Annotated in this window: 16 protein-coding genes; 6 read left to right on the top strand and 10 right to left on the bottom strand. The window is 62.0% G+C overall.

Annotated features, from left to right (window positions below):
• Window positions 1-23: 23 nt before the first annotated feature.
• Complete coding sequence (locus tag CTATCC11996_RS15380) at window positions 24-755, bottom strand: arylesterase (RefSeq protein WP_003077818.1); 732 nt, start codon at window positions 753-755, stop codon at window positions 24-26.
• Between CTATCC11996_RS15380 and CTATCC11996_RS15375 the strand changes: the two genes are divergently transcribed.
• Entirely contained in the window at window positions 754-1,434 is a 681-nt protein-coding gene (locus tag CTATCC11996_RS15375; RefSeq protein WP_003077816.1) for an ABC transporter ATP-binding protein, read from the top strand. The two genes, CTATCC11996_RS15380 and CTATCC11996_RS15375, sit on opposite strands and share 2 nt — an antisense overlap.
• A 98-nt stretch (window positions 1,435-1,532) precedes the next feature.
• On the opposite strand, the gene sstT is transcribed toward CTATCC11996_RS15375, so the two are convergent.
• Entirely contained in the window at window positions 1,533-2,765 is a 1,233-nt protein-coding gene (gene sstT / locus CTATCC11996_RS15370; protein ID WP_003077814.1) for a serine/threonine transporter SstT, read from the bottom strand.
• 306 nt (window positions 2,766-3,071) lie between these two features.
• On the opposite strand from sstT, the gene rlmB reads away from it, so the two are divergent.
• Window positions 3,072-3,842, top strand: a complete 771-nt coding sequence (rlmB, locus tag CTATCC11996_RS15365; RefSeq protein WP_003077813.1) for a 23S rRNA (guanosine(2251)-2'-O)-methyltransferase RlmB — start codon at window positions 3,072-3,074, stop codon at window positions 3,840-3,842.
• An 85-nt stretch (window positions 3,843-3,927) separates the two neighbouring features.
• Here the strand turns inward: rlmB and CTATCC11996_RS15360 are convergent, their stop codons facing one another.
• Window positions 3,928-5,868 (bottom strand): hybrid sensor histidine kinase/response regulator, encoded by a 1,941-nt coding sequence (locus CTATCC11996_RS15360; protein ID WP_003077811.1) that lies wholly within the window; start codon window positions 5,866-5,868, stop codon window positions 3,928-3,930.
• Between the two features lie 91 nt (window positions 5,869-5,959).
• Here CTATCC11996_RS15360 and CTATCC11996_RS15355 point away from each other — a divergent pair, with 91 nt between their 5' ends.
• A complete protein-coding gene (locus CTATCC11996_RS15355; protein WP_042437540.1) occupies window positions 5,960-6,733 on the top strand; it encodes an SIR2 family NAD-dependent protein deacylase in 774 nt (257 codons plus the stop codon).
• Window positions 6,734-6,824: 91 nt separating this feature from the next.
• On the opposite strand, the gene CTATCC11996_RS15350 is transcribed toward CTATCC11996_RS15355, so the two are convergent.
• The 4 genes from CTATCC11996_RS15350 to CTATCC11996_RS15330 form a co-directional block, all read right to left on the bottom strand.
• Window positions 6,825-7,424, bottom strand: a complete 600-nt coding sequence (locus CTATCC11996_RS15350; protein WP_003077807.1) for a chromate transporter — start codon at window positions 7,422-7,424, stop codon at window positions 6,825-6,827.
• Window positions 7,421-8,008, bottom strand: a complete 588-nt coding sequence (locus CTATCC11996_RS15345) for a chromate transporter (RefSeq protein ID WP_003077805.1) — start codon at window positions 8,006-8,008, stop codon at window positions 7,421-7,423. The genes CTATCC11996_RS15350 and CTATCC11996_RS15345 overlap by 4 nt, the downstream gene beginning before the upstream one ends.
• Window positions 8,009-8,447: 439 nt before the next feature.
• Window positions 8,448-9,035: a GAF domain-containing protein gene (locus CTATCC11996_RS15335; protein ID WP_003077798.1), complete on the bottom strand. Its 588-nt coding sequence runs from the start codon at window positions 9,033-9,035 to the stop codon at window positions 8,448-8,450.
• 87 nt (window positions 9,036-9,122) lie between these two features.
• Complete coding sequence (locus tag CTATCC11996_RS15330; RefSeq protein WP_003077796.1) at window positions 9,123-9,419, bottom strand: helix-turn-helix transcriptional regulator; 297 nt, start codon at window positions 9,417-9,419, stop codon at window positions 9,123-9,125.
• A gap of 167 nt (window positions 9,420-9,586) precedes the next feature.
• Between CTATCC11996_RS15330 and cls the strand changes: the two genes are divergently transcribed.
• Window positions 9,587-11,026, top strand: a complete 1,440-nt coding sequence (gene cls, locus CTATCC11996_RS15325) for a cardiolipin synthase (RefSeq protein WP_034349315.1) — start codon at window positions 9,587-9,589, stop codon at window positions 11,024-11,026.
• Window positions 11,026-11,877 (top strand): NAD-dependent protein deacetylase, encoded by an 852-nt coding sequence (locus tag CTATCC11996_RS15320; RefSeq protein ID WP_003077790.1) that lies wholly within the window; start codon window positions 11,026-11,028, stop codon window positions 11,875-11,877. Before cls ends, CTATCC11996_RS15320 begins: the two co-directional genes overlap by 1 nt.
• Window positions 11,878-12,276: 399 nt before the next feature.
• Here CTATCC11996_RS15320 and CTATCC11996_RS15315 read toward each other — a convergent pair whose 3' ends face one another.
• From CTATCC11996_RS15315 to CTATCC11996_RS15305, 3 genes are read right to left on the bottom strand one after another with little or no spacing between them, the layout of a single operon-like run.
• Window positions 12,277-12,693 (bottom strand): PaaI family thioesterase, encoded by a 417-nt coding sequence (locus tag CTATCC11996_RS15315; protein WP_003077786.1) that lies wholly within the window; start codon window positions 12,691-12,693, stop codon window positions 12,277-12,279.
• A 46-nt stretch (window positions 12,694-12,739) separates the two neighbouring features.
• On the bottom strand, window positions 12,740-13,873 hold the full coding sequence (locus CTATCC11996_RS15310; RefSeq protein ID WP_003077783.1) for a thiolase family protein: 1,134 nt from the start codon (window positions 13,871-13,873) through the stop codon (window positions 12,740-12,742).
• A gap of 21 nt (window positions 13,874-13,894) precedes the next feature.
• Window positions 13,895-14,695: an SDR family NAD(P)-dependent oxidoreductase gene (locus CTATCC11996_RS15305; protein ID WP_003077779.1), complete on the bottom strand. Its 801-nt coding sequence runs from the start codon at window positions 14,693-14,695 to the stop codon at window positions 13,895-13,897.
• Between the two features lie 116 nt (window positions 14,696-14,811).
• Between CTATCC11996_RS15305 and CTATCC11996_RS15300 the strand changes: the two genes are divergently transcribed.
• A complete protein-coding gene (locus tag CTATCC11996_RS15300; protein ID WP_003077776.1) occupies window positions 14,812-15,756 on the top strand; it encodes a GlxA family transcriptional regulator in 945 nt (314 codons plus the stop codon).
• Window positions 15,757-16,129 lie beyond the last annotated feature (373 nt).

Raw genomic sequence — 16,129 nt, 5'->3', positions numbered from 1 at the left:
GACTGAGGCCGCGCGGCCGTCGCTTACTTCAGCAGGGGCCTGAGCTTGGGCCAGACATTGGCCAGCATCTGGGGTTGGGCCTGGGCATTGGGGTGAATGCGGTCGCTCTGAAACCATCGCTCGGCATCCGCCGCATCGCCGATGCCCGACAGCAGAAACGGCACCAGCGGCAGCTTTTGCGCGCCGGCAATGCTCCTGAACATATCGGCAAACTGCTCGGTATAGGCCGCTCCATAGTTGGGCGGTACCTGCATGCCCACCAGCAGCACCTGGGCCCCGGCCTCCCTGGCGGCCTTGATCATGACTTCCAGATTCTGCTGTGTGCTTTGCAGCGCCAGGCCGCGCAATGCGTCGTTGCCGCCCAGCTCCAGAATCAAGATGCCCGGCTCATGCTGCCTGAGCAGCGACGCCAGGCGCGCTCTGCCGCCGGCCGTGGTCTCGCCGCTGATGCTGGCATTGACCACCTTGCGCGGATTTTTTTCGTCATTCATGCGCTGCTGCAGCAACTGCACCCAGCCCTTGCCGCGTGTCAGGCCGTATTCTGCGCTCAGGGAATCGCCAAGCACCAGCACCGGGCCGGGTTTCGCGCTGGCAGCGGCCTTGGCCGGCTCCGTGTTCCTGGCAGGCGATGAGGCTGCTGCCGCGCCGCAAGCCCCTGAAATGGCGAGCGTCAGAGCAACAGCGATACAGTGACGGCGCTGCAGCGCAAAGTGCTGGCTGCGACTCTTGACGTTTTTGCTATCCAATTGATTCATGTCCACAACTCTTGCCATTCCTTTGATTGCCGTTGAGCAACTGTCCAAATCGGTGAGCGATTCCACAGGCGTGCTGGATATTTTGCGGGATATCAATCTGAGTTTCACGGCCGGCGAAACCGTTGCCATTGTGGGGGCCTCAGGCTCGGGTAAGAGCACTTTGCTGTCGATTCTGGCTGGTCTCGATACCCCCAGCCGCGGCACGGTCCGCTTGCTGGGCCAGGATCTGTTTGCACTCAGCGAGGACGACCGGGCGGCGGTGCGGGCACAGAAGATGGGCTTTGTCTTCCAGAGCTTTCAGTTGCTGGGCAATCTCACGGCTCTGGAAAACGTCATGCTGCCGCTGGAGCTGGCGGGGCAGCGCGATGCGAGGGCGCGCGCCGCGCAGATGCTGGAGCGTGTGGGCCTGGGTCAGCGTCTCAATCACTATCCCAGGCTGATGTCGGGCGGCGAGCAGCAGCGCGTGGCCCTGGCGCGTGCTTTTGTGGTGGAGCCGGCCGTGCTGCTGGCCGACGAGCCCACTGGGAGCCTGGACTTCGCCACGGGCCAGACCATCATGGAGCTGATGTTTGCACTCAACCGCGAGCGCGGCACGACCCTGATTCTGGTGACGCATGACCGCGAGATTGCGGCGCAATGCGATCGCAGCATCACCATAGAAGCCGGGCGCTCTGTCTGAAAACAAAAAGGCCTGTGTGAACACAGGCCTTTTGGGGTTTTGGCGCTCATCAAATAAACGCTTGTAGCTATTAAATCAGTAGTCTCTGAGCTCAAGCCTCAGATGCGCGCGACTTCCAGCCCGGCCCTGCGCTCTGCCGCGCGGCAGGCGGCTGCCGTAAACAGCACGTCGGTCGAGGAATTGAGGGCTGTCTCGGTCGAGTCCTGGATCACGCCAATCACATAGCCGACACCCACCACCTGCATTGCCACATCGTTGGGGATGTTGAACAGGCTGCATGCCAGCGGAATCAGCAGCAGCGAGCCACCGGGTACGCCCGAGGCGCCGCAGGCACAGACCGCAGAGACCACGCACAGCAATATGGCCGTGGGGATGTCCACCGGGATATTGAGCGTATGGGCGGCGGCCAGCGTCAGCACGCTGATGGTGACGGCCGCGCCGGCCATATTGATGGTGGCGCCCAGAGGGATGGAGATGCTGTAGGTGTTCTCGTCGAGCCGGAGCTTCTGAGCCAGGGCCAGATTGACGGGAATATTGGCTCCCGAGCTGCGCGTGAAGAAGGCGGTCACTGCGCTTTCGCGCAGGCAGGTCAGCACCAGCGGGTAGGGATTGCGGCGAGTCTGTGTCCAGACAATGACTGGGTTGATCACCAATGCCACAAACACCATACAGCCGACCAGTACGGCCAGCAGATGGGCGTAGTCCTTGAGTGCATCGAGCCCGCCGGAGGAGAAGGTGGCGACGACCAGGCCGAAGATGCCGAAGGGGGCCAGGCGAATCACGCCTTGAATCACGCGAGTGATGGCATGGCCAAAGTCCTCCACCATGGTGCGGGTGGTGGGCGTGGCGTGGCGCAGTGCAATGCCCAGCGCGATAGCCCAGGCCAGAATGCCGATGTAGTTGGCGTTCAGCAATGCATTGACGGGGTTGTCGAACAGGCTTTGGACGACGGTGCTCAGCACCTGGCTGATCTCGCCGGGCACGCTCTGGACTTTGGGCGCTTCACGAAAGTGAATCACCGAGGGAAAGAGCGCGCTGGCTGCCACGGCCACGCAGGCCGCTGCCAGCGTGCCGATGACGTACAGCCAGAGCACGGGCTTGATCTGCGTTTCCTGGCCCGGGCGGTGGCTGCTGATGGCTGCCATGACCAGCAGCAGGACCAGCACCGGGGCCACTGCCTTGAGGGCGGCAATGAACAGACTGCCCAGCAAGGATGCGGGCTGGGCGGCAGCCGGCCACAGCCAGGCCACCAGGCCGCCCAGAACCAGGGCAATCACAATCTGCAGCACCAGGCTGGTGCGGTTGAACCAATCGAGCAAGGCTTTGAGCATGCAGGGTATTTGTTAAGGGATTGGAAGAGGATGCACGCGCGCCAATCTCGTCATGCCGGGCATGAGGAGATCTTGTACGCGAATGCCGGGGGAGCTGCAGGGCAAGCCTGCTGCCAGTCGTTCTGGACGGCTGCGCGGCTTCATGTAAAGACTTGCACTCGGCAAAAGCCATGCCGGTTCTGCCTGATGAATGGGGGCCCGTCCGTTGGGGGCGCAGTGTAGCGGCAATGAAAAACCTCAGCTGCCAGCCCAGACATGGCCCTGCGAGCCCCAGGTCTGCCGCAAACGCCGGGATAATGTGGCCCCATGTCGTCCCCCAAAGTTCTTTTCGGCTTTCACGCCGTAGGCGTGCGTCTGAAGACCGCCCCTCAGTCCATCATCGAAGTCTATTTCGAGGCTTCGCGTCGCGATGCGCGCATGCGCCAGTTTCTGGAGCGCGCCAAGGAAGCCGGGGTGCGTCTGATCGAGGCCGATGCCCTGCGCATTGCCAAGCTGGCTGGCTCTCACGGCCATCAAGGCGTGGCTGCACGCGTGGAAGAAGTCAAGGACACGCGCACGCTCGACGAGCTGCTCGACGACCTGGAAGATGAAGGCGTGAAGGCCCCGCTGCTGCTGGTGCTCGACGGCGTGACCGACCCTCACAATCTGGGCGCCTGCCTGCGTGTAGCAGACGGCGCCGGCGTGCATGCCGTGATCGCTCCCAAGGATCACGCGGCCGGCATCAACGCCACTGTGGCCAAGGTGGCCAGCGGTGCGGCCGAGACCGTGCCCTACTTCATGGTCACCAATCTGGCGCGCACGCTCAAGGAACTCAAGGAGCGCGGCATCTGGATCATCGGTACCAGCGGCGATGCCGACAAGCATCTCTACCAGATGGATCTGACCGGCCCGACAGCGCTGGTGCTGGGGGCCGAGGGCGATGGCATGCGCCAGCTGACCCGCAAGACCTGCGATGCGCTGGTCAGCATCCCCATGCAGGGCGCGGTGGAAAGCCTGAACGTGTCGGTCGCCAGCGGCGTATGCCTGTATGAGGCGTTGCGCCAGCGTCTGGCAGCGGCCGTGGCGATCAAGGCCTGAGCCGGCTGGTCCAGCCGCTGAAAGCGAAAGCAAGGCGCGACTGCGAGAGCAGTGGCGCCTTTTTTTGCGTGCGTCCGAACCGTTCTCAGACGGCCGGCAGATCGGCTGGCGTCGTGAAGTCCGGATGCAGCATGCGCTGTACGGTGCGTGCCAGCTCGCCAATATCCATGGGCTTGCTCAGCACCACATAGCGGCATTCCTGAGCATGTGGCACTTCGGCCTCTTCGCTGCTTGTCATGAGGATGAGCGGAATGAGAACATGCTCCCGGGCCAGCTTTTCCTGCATTTTTGCGATGCTCAAGGCACCGGAAAACTCATCGGCGGCAATGATGAGATCCACCTTCATGCCGCTGTTGATATAGCGCAGCGCGACTTCGGGCAAATATGCGGTCACGACCTGATAACCAAGTCCGTAGAGCACCTGGGCCATGGCATTGCGCGTGGCCAGATCGGGCTCGATGAGCAAAATCGTTTCCTGCCGGCCCGCAGGGGCCGAGGCTTGCGGGATCTGCGGGACGACCGGTTGTGCGCGCGGAAAGTACAGGCTCACGATGGTGCCCAGGCCTGGAGTGCTTTCCACCTCGATCAGGCCCTGGACGTGGTCCATGAAGTTCTTGACCATGGGCAGGCCCAGGCCCGCGCCCTTGCCTTCGGGCTTGGTGGTGAAGAACATGTCGAAGATGCGGGCCTTGATCTCCTCGCTCATGCCCATGCCGTTGTCGGCCACGCTGATCATCACGTAGTCGCCCGCATGGCTGGCACGCTTGAGCAGCACGTTCTCCGCTGTCAGCGTGATCTGGCCTTGCTCTTCGGTGGCATCACGCGCATTGATGCAGAGATTGATCAGCGAGTTCTCGAAATACAGCTTGTCCACGCTGATGGGCCAGATGCTGGACGCCATATGCAGCTGCAGTTCAGCGTTCTGGCCGACGGCCTTGCTCAGCAGCGGCTCCAGGTCTTGCACCAGTGCACGGGGGTCGGCGGCAGCCAGCTGCATGGATTTGCGGCTGCTGAACCCTGTCAGATGCGATGCCAGGCTGCCTGCTTTCTGAATGGTGTTGAGTATCACATCCACATGCTCGAGCTGCTCGGGCTCACCCAGCTGCTTTTCCAGCATGCCGGCATGCAGGCCGGTGATGAAAAGCAGGTTCTTCATGTCATGTGCGACACCGGCAGACAGCTGGTTCACCATGCCCATCTTCTGGGCCTGGGCGAGGTAGGTTTCGGCCTGATCCAGCGCCTGCTGCTTGAGCCTCAGCTGGTGGCTCAGTGTGGTGATCTGGTCGCGCAGCTGATTCTCGGATTGCCGGACGCTGTCTATGCCCAGGTTCGCGCCGACCCAGTAGAGAATCCTGCCCTGCGCATTCTTGACGGGAGACAGCGACGAAAAAAACCAGTGGTACTGGCCGTCATGGCGCTTGATGCGCAGCCGGTATCCTGTCGATTTTTCGGTGATCAGGGCGCGTGACAGCCCGGTGTTGACGGTCGCCAGATCGTCGGGATGCACGATATCAATCCAGATGCCTTCGCGCAGGCTTAAGAGTTGTACTTCCCGGTAGGCGTATTCATGCAGGGCCCGGTTGAGCCAGGTCACTTCTCCGTGGGGTGTTGCAATCCAGATCTGGTAGGGCAGGTGATCCAGAAAGGCCTCAAAGCGGTTGACATGTCCCAGCCCGAGTTCGTCATCAGGTTCACGAAACGAGGATTCGGTCGGCAATACATAGCATTGCACCGCTTCTGTCGTGCCAGCGCCGTGAATCGGTGAAAAATGCCAGAGTCCGGGGTGGTCGGGCAAGCTTGCAGTCGCCTCCAGGCCTGTTTCCATGCACTGCCTGATCGCGAGCCTGGCTGTTTCCAGAATCTCGCGCTCGGGTATGCCGTGGGCCTGATGGCTGGGTTGCAGAAGGCGCTGCAATGCCCGATTGGCAAAGCGCAGTTCCAATGTCTGGACATCAACAAGACCCCATGCCAATGCTGCAGGCGTCATGGCTTGCTGAAGTGCGAACAATTGGCCCGATTCGTTCATATGCTGGTGTGGTGCAATATCAGGCAAAGAAGAAGCTCCGCAGAGGAATTCAAGTATTCCACGTTGCAACTCGATTTTTGAGGTTATAGCCTTGGTTCAAGCACTTATTGACAATTCTTCGGCGTCCTCGGGGGCGATTGCCTGCGTGCGTCGCTGGCTGGGAGAGGCGCAGCGACTGGCCGTGCTTACCGGGGCCGGTGTCAGCGCCGAGTCGGGAGTGCCCACTTTCAGGGAGGATGCAAACGGGTATTGGTCCCAGTTCAAGCCTGAGGAGATGGCCAGCGAGGCGGGGTACCGCCGCGATCCGGCTCATGTCTGGCGCTGGTACGAGCACCGGCGTGCGCTGGTTGCCAAGGTGGCTCCCAATGAGGGGCACCTGGCACTGGCGCGCTGGGCAAGGCTGCATCCCGGTCGAATGACACTTATCACGCAGAATGTGGATGGCCTGCACCAGCAGGCGGGCAGTGAAGATGTGCTGAGCCTGCATGGAGAGCTGAGCAGGAATCGCTGGTTGAATCGCCGTTGTGCGTCCTGCGACCTGGAGCAGGCTGTCCCGGGGGAGCCGCCTCATTGCGCCGCCTGCGGCAATGTTCTGCGGCCGGCCGTCGTGTGGTTTGGCGAGTCTCTGCCCAGCCAGACCTGGGCCAGGGCAGAGCAGGCGGCAGAGCAATGTCAGCTGATGCTGGTGATCGGCACGTCGGGCGCAGTCTACCCGGCAGCAGGTCTGGCCAAGATCGCACGGCGCAACCAGGCGCGAGTGGTTGTCATCAACCCACATGCGAGCGAGCTGGACTCGGTGGCGGACCAGGTGATCGCCATGCCGTCGGCGCAGGTGCTGCCCTTGCTGCTGGATAGTCCCGAGTAGGCAGGCATTGGAGCCAACAGCGGCCTCAGGAAAGAGACTGCTTTGGCAGTTGATGCCTGATCTGCCGAACCCGGAGCTTGGCGGTACTGCTTTACACCCAGCCCAGCGCACCCAGCGCCGCACCGGCAGCCAGCAGCCACAGCAGATGAATGCGTGTGCGCCATACCAGCAATGTGCATGCAAGGCTCAGCAGCCATAGCTTCCAGTCCTTGCCAGGATTGCCGCTGGCGCTGCCCAGCAGCCAGCCTGTCGCCAGCAGCAGACCGATCACCAGCGGAGCCATGCCTTGCTTGAAGGCGCGCACGCCGCGTTTGTCCCGGTTGCGCTGACCCCAGCGCGAGGCCTGCCAGGTCAGCAGCGAGCTGGGCAGCAAAATGCCCACCATGCATACGGCAACACCCAGTGCTCCCAGACCCCAGGCCGCAGGGCCGGTGCCACCACCCGCATTCAGTCCCACGTTCCAGCCCAGCAGGGCGATGAACAGCACATTGGGGCCGGGGGCGGCCTGGGCAATGGCGATGGAGCTGGTGAACTGGGTTTCCGACAGCCAGTGGTTGCCGTCGACCAGATAGCGGTGCATGTCGGGCGCGGCGGTGATGGCTCCACCGACGGCCATCAGCGACAGCGTCAGGAAATAGGCAAAAAGATGCAGCCAGTCCACGGTCTGCAGATCGATCACCAGCGGGCTCATGCCAGCCTCCGGTAGGTCAGCACGCAGCCTGTTGCGCCCACCAGCAGCAAGGCCCAGAACAGGGGCAGGCGCAGCACGGCCACCAGAACAAAGGCGGCGATGGCCAGCCCTGCGCAATACCACTTGCCCAGCGGGTGCTTGCGCAGCGTGCCGGCCAGCTTCAGGCCCATGCCCGCCACCAGCCCTGCCGCCACGGCGCCCATGCCGCGCAGGGCTCCGGCCACGGCCGGGTTGGTCGCGAACTGGGTGTAGACCAGGGTGAGGCTGATGACCACCAGCATGGGAAACGTCAGCATGCCGCACAGCCCCACGATGGCACCGCGCCAGCCGAAGTAGCGCTCGCCCAGCATGATGGAAAGATTCACCACATTGGGCCCGGGCATGATCTGCGCCACAGCCCAGTCCTCCATGAACTCCTCATTGCTCAGCCATTGGCGCTTTTCGACCAGTTCGCGCTGCACCACGGCCAGCACGCCGCCAAAACCCTGCAAGGCCAGAAAGGTCAGTGACCAGAACAGTTCACGCAGATGGCGTGGGCGTGGCCGCTCGGCTTGCGGCAAGGACGGCGGGGCGGGTGAGCTCATCGGGCGGGTCTCAAGGCCTCAGGGAGAGAGTGATCGGAGTCAGCTGTGAATGCTAATCCGGGTGCTTCTCTGCAAATGGACTCGAGCCATCTTCAGTAGAGAAGGGTGTATCGATCACTTTGATGGCTCCCGTTGCCGGGGCGCGACGCCTGGCACAGGTCAAAGGTCGCCCAGGATCTGCTCCAGATCAGCGTCGTCGGCATCGGCCTCCAGGCGCAGGCTGCCCTGTACGTGGTCCAGGTGGCTGAGCCGGTGCTGTTCATGAAAGCAGTCACGGCCATCAGCGGGCCCGATGACGCCATACAGATAGCGCCGACGCGACCAAGGTGGACTGGAAGGTGGGGCTGGGCGTGGTCATCGGCAGCCGTCCCACGCGGGTGAGCAGCGCCAAGTCCGCGTGGCCGCGAGCTGAGCTGGATTCCTCCCGGAGGGCCGGTTTTCAGCGCTTTCCGGGATAAGCCGGGCCGAAAGGCGTGCGCTTTTCTTCGGCCGGCTGCAGTTGCTGGGCCTGCTTGATATCGATTCGCCTGGCCGTGATCCTGGCCACGCATTCGAGTTTTTGCAGGTCCTTGGCTGTCAGGCTTTCATCGGCGGCCTGACTGAAGCAGCACAGCGTGCCGTAGACCTTGCCGCTGGCCAGCACGATAGGGGTGCTCAGATGTGCACCTACGCGAAAAGGAGTTGCCGGCAGCTTGGAAAAGGCCGGGTGGGTGGCAGCGTCATGGACCAGACCGGGCAGAACGCCGTCGAGCACGCACTGGCAAAACGACTCTTCCAGAGGGCCGCCGCCGCCAGTAGCAATCAATTCCTTGCCGGGGGCCGTATCGACATGCTGGAACATACGTTGGCCGTTGCGGATCTCGGAGACAAAAATCACCTCCATATTGAGGTGCTGGCGCAGCTCCTGCAGGACCAGACGCACGTTTTCATCGACCAGTTCGTCGCTTCGATCTGCCGTGGCCAGCAACAATTCGCTGACCTGTACCTCCAGTGCCTCCGGTGCGTAATCCCAGTTGTGAATCGCCATCTCTCAAACCTCTGAATGTCGCGCAAAAAAACCTCGGGCCATTGTGGCCGAGCAAACAGGGCTCTCAAGTTAACAATACGTAAGACTTCAAGGTGAATCCTGGCTGGTCACCGGACTGGCGATGCTGCCGGCTGCACCCGTCTGGTCGGTCTGGGGCTGAATCAGTGCCTGCACCTGGGCGTGCAGCTCGGCCGGCACGGCGATCAGCTCCATATTCAGCACACGGGCCATTTCCTGCAAAGTGGAAAAGCGCGGGTCGACATCGCCGGTTTCAGTGCGTTGTACGGCCATGCGCGACAGACCGGCACGTTCGGCCAGATCGGCCTGGGTGATGCGGGCGGCCTTGCGGGCCTGGGCCAGAGTCGTGATGAGTTCGGAAATCATGCGTATCAATATACTCTTTGTAGCGCGGTACAAAAGCATGGCGCCTGCTGGAGGGTGTTTCCCCGGCCAGGCGGACCGCCGCAGTCTGCCATGCCGCTGCCATACTGCGAGGGCATGGTGGTGATGGTTCATCGAACAACAGGAGTGCGCAATTGGACTGGATAGCAATGCAGCTGAGCCACGAGAGCGTCAAGCTCTGGCTGTCCGTGGGCTGGTCGCTGTATGTCGTCGTGGTAGGCATCTGGATTCTGCTGCAGCGCAGCCAGCCGATTGCCACGCTGAGCTGGCTGTTGTCCATGGCAGCACTACCTGTGGTGGGCCTGCTGGTCTATTACTACTTCGGTCCGCAACGCATGAAACGCCAGCGTATCAAGCGGCTGCGCTCGCGCAAGCGTTCGCGTGTGCGCAACAGCATGCAAAAGCTCAGGGAACGCATTCCGGCCCGGCAGGAACGCCTGCGTCAGGTGGCGCGGCTGGTTGGCATGACCAGCGATTTCCCGGTAAGCACGGCCACCTCCATGCAGTTGCTTGTGGGGGGCGCCGCGACCTTTGATGCGATTGCCGAGGCCGTGAGTGCAGCACGCCACCATGTGCATCTGGAGTACTACATCTACGAGCCCGATCAGACTGGCACGGCCTTGCGTGATTTGCTGATCGAGAAAGCACGTGCAGGCGTGCAGGTGCGTTTGCTGGTGGATGCTCTGGGCTCCAAGAAGCTGGGGCGAAAGTTTCTGGAGCCGCTACAGCAGGCCGGGGCGGAGGTGCTGCGCTTTCACGACGCCAAGATAGGGCGTCGACTGCGACCCGTGATCAACTTCCGCACCCACCGCAAGATTCTGGTCTGCGATGGAAAAGTGGGCTTTACGGGGGGCGTGAACGTCACCGATGAAGAGAACGAGCGCATTTGTGACGATGCCTATCACGATGTGCATGTCAGGGTCGAAGGCGCCGTCGTCAACTGGCTGCAGACAGTGTTTCTCGAGGACTGGGCCTACACCCGCAGCGGCGATCCGCACCGGCTGCCCGACGATCTTGATGATCTGCTGCCCGATTGCGAAGACGGCCCCATCCCCATGCAGGTTGTGACCTCGGGGCCTGACGACCAGCTGGACGCCATCTACCGCGCCTATCTGGCGGCCATCAACGCGGCCCAGCAGCGCATCTTGCTTACCACGCCTTACTTTGTGCCGACCGAAGGTGCGCTGACGGCTCTCACCAATGCTGCATTGCGCGGTGTGGAGGTCCGCATTCTGGTGCCGAAGAAGTCTGATTCGTTATTGGTGACGGCCGCTGCGCGCTCCTATTTTGACGAGCTGATTCGCTGTGGCGTGCATATCTATGAATATGCAGCCAGCATGCTGCACTCCAAGACCTTGGTGGTCGATGACAATATGGCCATGATCGGCACGGCCAATTTTGACTATCGCAGCTTTTTCCTCAACTACGAGGTCTGTGTGATCGGCTATGGGCCGGAGCTGAATCAGGCCATCGCTGCCCAGTTCGAGGCCGACCTGGGTCAGGCTCGAATGGTGCAGTATCGCAGCGAAAAAGGACTGCGACGACGGCTGGTCGGCTCCGTGGCCCGATTGACATCACCGCTGCTGTAATGAGTGAAGCCGTGAACCATTGTGTGGACGCTCTGGCGCTGTGGCGCCTGCAGGACTGGCTGCATGCGCACCCGCGCGTGGTGGTCATTGGCGGCGCCGGCTGCAGTACCGAAGTCGGCATTCCCGACTATCGTGACCGCAACGGACAGTGGAAGCGCCCCCAGCCCGTGACCTATCAGGCCTTCATTGGCGATGTGCTGGTGCGTCAGCGCTACTGGGCGCGTTCCATGCTGGGCTGGCGCGTGATGGGCCAGGCGCGCCCCGGTTCCGCCCACCAGGCGCTGGCGAGACTGGAGCAGCAAGGCAGAATGGAGCTGCTGATCACCCAGAACGTCGATGGCCTGCATGATGCGGCCGGAAGCCTGAACATCGTGGACCTGCACGGGCGCATCGACACCGTGCGCTGCATGGACTGCGACAAGCGCTCTTCCCGCGCCGACCTGCAGCAGCGGCTGTTGGCACTGAACCCGGCCTGGGCCCAGCTGTATGCTGCACCGGCGCCTGATGGCGACGCCGATCTGGAAAACCAGGACTTCAGTCGTTTTGTCGTGCCGGCCTGCCCACATTGTGGAACGGGCCTGATCAAGCCCGATGTGGTGTTCTTTGGCGAGACCGTGCCGCGTGAACGCGTGCAGACCTGCATGGCTGCCGTGGCCAGGGCCGACGCCGTGCTGATCGCCGGCTCTTCATTGATGGTGTATTCGGGTTACCGCTTTGCGCTGGCAGCGCATGAGCAGGGCAAGTCCATCGTGGCCATCAATCAAGGTGTGACAAGGGCGGATGCACTGCTGGCTTTCAAGGTGGAGGCCGATGTGGGTCAGGTCTTGATGGGCCTGATCGAGGCAAGCTAGCTCACTGCCTTTGCGCAATCGATGAGGGCAGGGCGGTGCAAACAGTCCGCATACTCCCCGAGCGCGCACCGGCGGGGAGTGCCAAGGGATTTTGTGTGCCGCCCTTGAGCGGCTCGTGGCCTGCATAGGTGCGGTTCATGCGGCCGAAGCTCCAGCGTGAAACTCCTGGCGGAGCTCGGGCCGTCGGAATGTGCGGCGCAGGTATTCCGGTTCCTGCGTACTCGGGGAAGTACCTTGGGTGTCGACTCGGCTGACCTCCGCACAGAGGTTGGCAGTTCGTGCGGATCGCAGGTCACAGCGAAAGCCAGGCCTACGTGCTGCGCTCCGTCAGCACCCTGGGAACCATCGATTTCTGTCGGATGTTTTTAGGCTGCTGACTCAAGCGCGGCAAGGGCCCAGTCACCAGAGAACGATCTGCGAGCAACGAAATAGCGATAGCTTACGTCCCTTGTCATCGAACAAGGTGGCCGACCACACCTGCGTTGTCCTGCCCAGATGTTCGGCCACAGCCTCCACGTGCAAGACTCCTTGCTTCGCAGTTCCAAGGAAGTTAGATTTCAGCTCCAGTGTCGTGAAACCTTTCGCGCCCTCCGGTAGATGCGCCAGCGTCGCATAGCCGGCGCAGGTGTCGGCCAGCATCACCTGAGTGGCGGCATGTAGAAAGCCGTTGGGTGCCATCATCCACGGCTCAATAGTCAGCTCCATGGTCATGCGGCCTTCGGCAAGTGTCAGCGGCCGCGCGCCAAAGGTATCGGGCAGTGTGCCGCGCTGGCGTTCAAACAGACTTTCCAGGGTTTCGGTGCTACGAAGCATCATGGTTTCCTTGAGTGGGGTTGAAGTCTTGGTCTCTGTCGATATGAGCTCACGGTCTCTCCAGCACCGTAGCAATACCTTGCCCACCGCCGATGCATTGAGTGGCCAGGGCATATCGTCCCTGCTGTCGTGCAAGCAAGGCAGCTGCCTTACCTGTGATACGCGCACCAGTGGCGCCAAGTGGATGACCGATGGCCAGCCCGCCGCCGTCGATATTCACGGTTGCCATGTCCAGGCCGAGGTCTCGGATGCAGGCCAGCGCCTGCGACGAAAAAGCTTCGTTGATCTCAACCACATCCAGATCGGCCACAGTGAGACCTGCACGGGCCAGCGCCTTGCGTGCGGCAGGTATCGGACCTATGCCCATGATCGCCGGGTCCACTCCCACGGTCGCGAAGCTGCGGATGCGCGCCAGTGCCTGCAGACCATGGCGTTCGGCAAAATCGTCACGGGTGACCAGCACAGCAGCAGCGCCATCGGTCAACGGCGACGATGTGCCCGCCGTGACCACGCCATCAGGCTTGAAGGCAGGCTTGAGCCCGGCCAGTGCCTCCAGTGTGGTGGCGGGGCGTATGCAGCCGTCTGCATCCAGCAGCTCTCCATCCGGTAAAAGAATAGGCAGGATTTCATCGATCAGCAGACCCTGGTCGCGAGCAGCGGCGGCTTTCAGATGGGATTGCAGTGCCAGCAACTCCTGGTCGGCGCGGCTCACTCCCCATCTCTGCGCGACGTTTTCCGCTGTTTCGCCCATTGAAATATAGGCGTCGGTATTTGCCTGCAACTGGGGGTTCGGCGAGAAGTTGAAGCCGCCCTGCGGAACCATCGTCATGGATTCGACACCCACGCAGAGGAAGGCGTCGCCCATGCCGGCCTCGATCTGTGCTGCGGCAATATGCACGGCCTGCATCGACGAGCCGCAAAACCGGTTCACGGTCATGCCTCCCACGGTTTCGGGCAGGCCGGCCAGCAGACCGACGATGCGCGCCAGATTGTTGCCTTGCGAGGCCTCGGGGTAGGCACAGCCGAGGATCACGTCCTCCAGGAGTGCAGAATCGAGGTCCGAGCGCTTCAACAAACCCTGTACGACCTGGGCTGCCAGCGTGTCCGGCCGCATTTCGGCCAAGCGGCCTTTGCGGGCGAAGTGAAACGGCGAGCGCGCATAAGCTGCAATAACGGCTTTCATGACATGGGCTCCTTGCGATAGTCAGTGCGCAGCGGCGTAGCGCTGGGCGACGATGTTGCTGGACAACTGGCCGGCCATAGCTCGGCGTGCGCTCTCATAGGCATCCCACTTCTCGCCAGCATGCAGCGAGGGAATGGATACCTTTTCTCCACGCTCAAACCCCAGCAATGCGGCATCGACGAGGTCTTCGGCGCTCATCACGATGCTTGCATCCAGGTTCTCTACCGGCAATCCGCCGATGGCCCAGAAGTCCGTGGCCGTAGCACCGGGCAGCACTGCCTGTACCCGAACACCTTTGTCGGTCAACTCATGCTGAAGCGACTGACTGAAGGCCAGCACAAAAGCCTTGCTGGCGCCATAGACGCCATTCAGGGTCTCTGGGGAGATGGCGACGACGGAAGCAATGTTGATGATCGCTCCACGTCCGCGAGCCACGAAGCCGGGAGCCGCCGCATAGGCCAGCCGCATAGGTACCGTGGCATTCAGATCGACCATGCGGGTCATCTTTTCAACGTCGCTGTGCAGCAGGGGCGTATGTGTGCCCATGCCCGCGTTGTTGACCAGCAAGGTGATGCTGGCGTCCGTGCGCAATTGCTCTTCCACGCGCGCCAGTTCAGCGCGGTTGTTCAGGTCGGTCGGCAGGACTTCTACCGCACGGCCGGTGCGAGTGCTGATGCTGCTCGCCAGCACGTTCAGCTGTTCGCGGTTGCGGGCGACCAGGATCAGGTCATAGCCACGCTGAGCGAGCTTTTCTGCATATAGCGCACCGATGCCGCTGGACGCCCCGGTAATGAGAGCTGTACCGAGATGGGTTTGTGCCATGGTGAAACTCCTTGAGGTTGATGGATGTTGTCCATGGCCTCAATGGTGCGATGTGCGGGGTTTGTCGTAAATGACGTATATAGTCATGAAAAAGGACATTGGAAAGGACGTTCCTTATGCACCGCATCGGTTACATGCTGCCGGAAGGCTTCCAAGTCATGGCGCTGGCCACCCAGGCCGTGTTCGAACTCGCCAACCTGATGGTGGAGAAGCCCTTCTATGAGGTGGAAACCTATGCGATGAGTGGTACGGCCCGAGCCTCGGCCGGGCTTGCATTGCAGGCAAAGCCCCTCACCTTACACAGCAGGGCAGACACCTGGCTGGTTGCGGGCAACCTCACTCCAAGGGACTTCGCTCCGGCACCGGAACTGATCCGGTTGCTGAGCAAGGTGGCGGTATCCGCGCGGCGCGTGGCCGGTCTGTGCACGGGCGCTTTCCTGCTGGGCGACGCGGGCCTGCTTGACGGACGCCGCGCCACCACGCACTGGTATTGGGCCGAGGCCTTGCAGCAGCGCCACCCACAGGCGCAGATTGAGGCCGACCGCATCTACATCGCCGACGGACCGATCTGGACCTCTGCCGGTATGACAGCGGAGATCGACCTGGCGTTAGCGCTGGTGGAAAAAGACCTGGGCGCGAAGGTTGCACGGTCGGTTGCACATCGCTTGGTCATGCACCAGCGCCGCTCGGGCGGACAGTCACAGCACTCGGAGATGCTCAAGCTGGCACCCAAGTCAGACCGTATCCAGCAGGCGTTGGAGCATGCACGGCGCAACCTTTCTCAAGCACTGAGTGTGGAAGAGCTGGCCGAGGCTGCCAGCTTGAGTCCACGCCAGTTCAGCCGGGTGTTCACGGCCGAGACGGGCCAGTCCCCCGCCAAAGCCGTGGAGGGCCTTCGGCTTGAAGCCGCGCGGCTGATGATTGAGGGCAGTCGGCATCCGCTGGAGGTGATTGCTCGGGAGACGGGTTTTCGTGACCGGCGCCATATGCGCGAAGCCTTCCTGCGCGGCTTCGGCATGCCGCCACAGGCTGTACGGCGCGAAGCTCGGGTGGAACTGTAAAACATCTGTACACGTTCCGTGAAACGCGTAACTTGCACCTTGCGTGGGGCGACCAGCCGGGCCCCGAGCCAACTGGCCATGATGACAATCTGTGAACTGCGAAGTACCGCCGCAGACGGCGGGGATATGCGAGTACTTGGATGTCTGCTCTAGCGCGGGGAGGCAGCTCCCCCAGAATCCCGATCCATCATCGTCTCGAATAAGAACAGAGTTGCTGTCAGAGGTGATGACTCATCACGCAGGGCTGGCCGTTGTAATGCTCCCAAGGAGCCACTGGCAGCAGGTCCTGGTGCGTGGAGTTGCTCATCGTCTACGCATATCTGCTGCAAAGCACGCAGTTATGCAACGACACCGATCAGTTAAAAAGGCGGCA

Source organism: Comamonas testosteroni ATCC 11996 (genome assembly GCF_000241525.1).
Classification (GTDB): Bacteria; Pseudomonadota; Gammaproteobacteria; order Burkholderiales; family Burkholderiaceae_C; genus Comamonas; species Comamonas testosteroni.
Note: the sequence above shows the minus strand (reverse complement) of the source record. Positions and strands in the feature narration are given on the sequence as shown.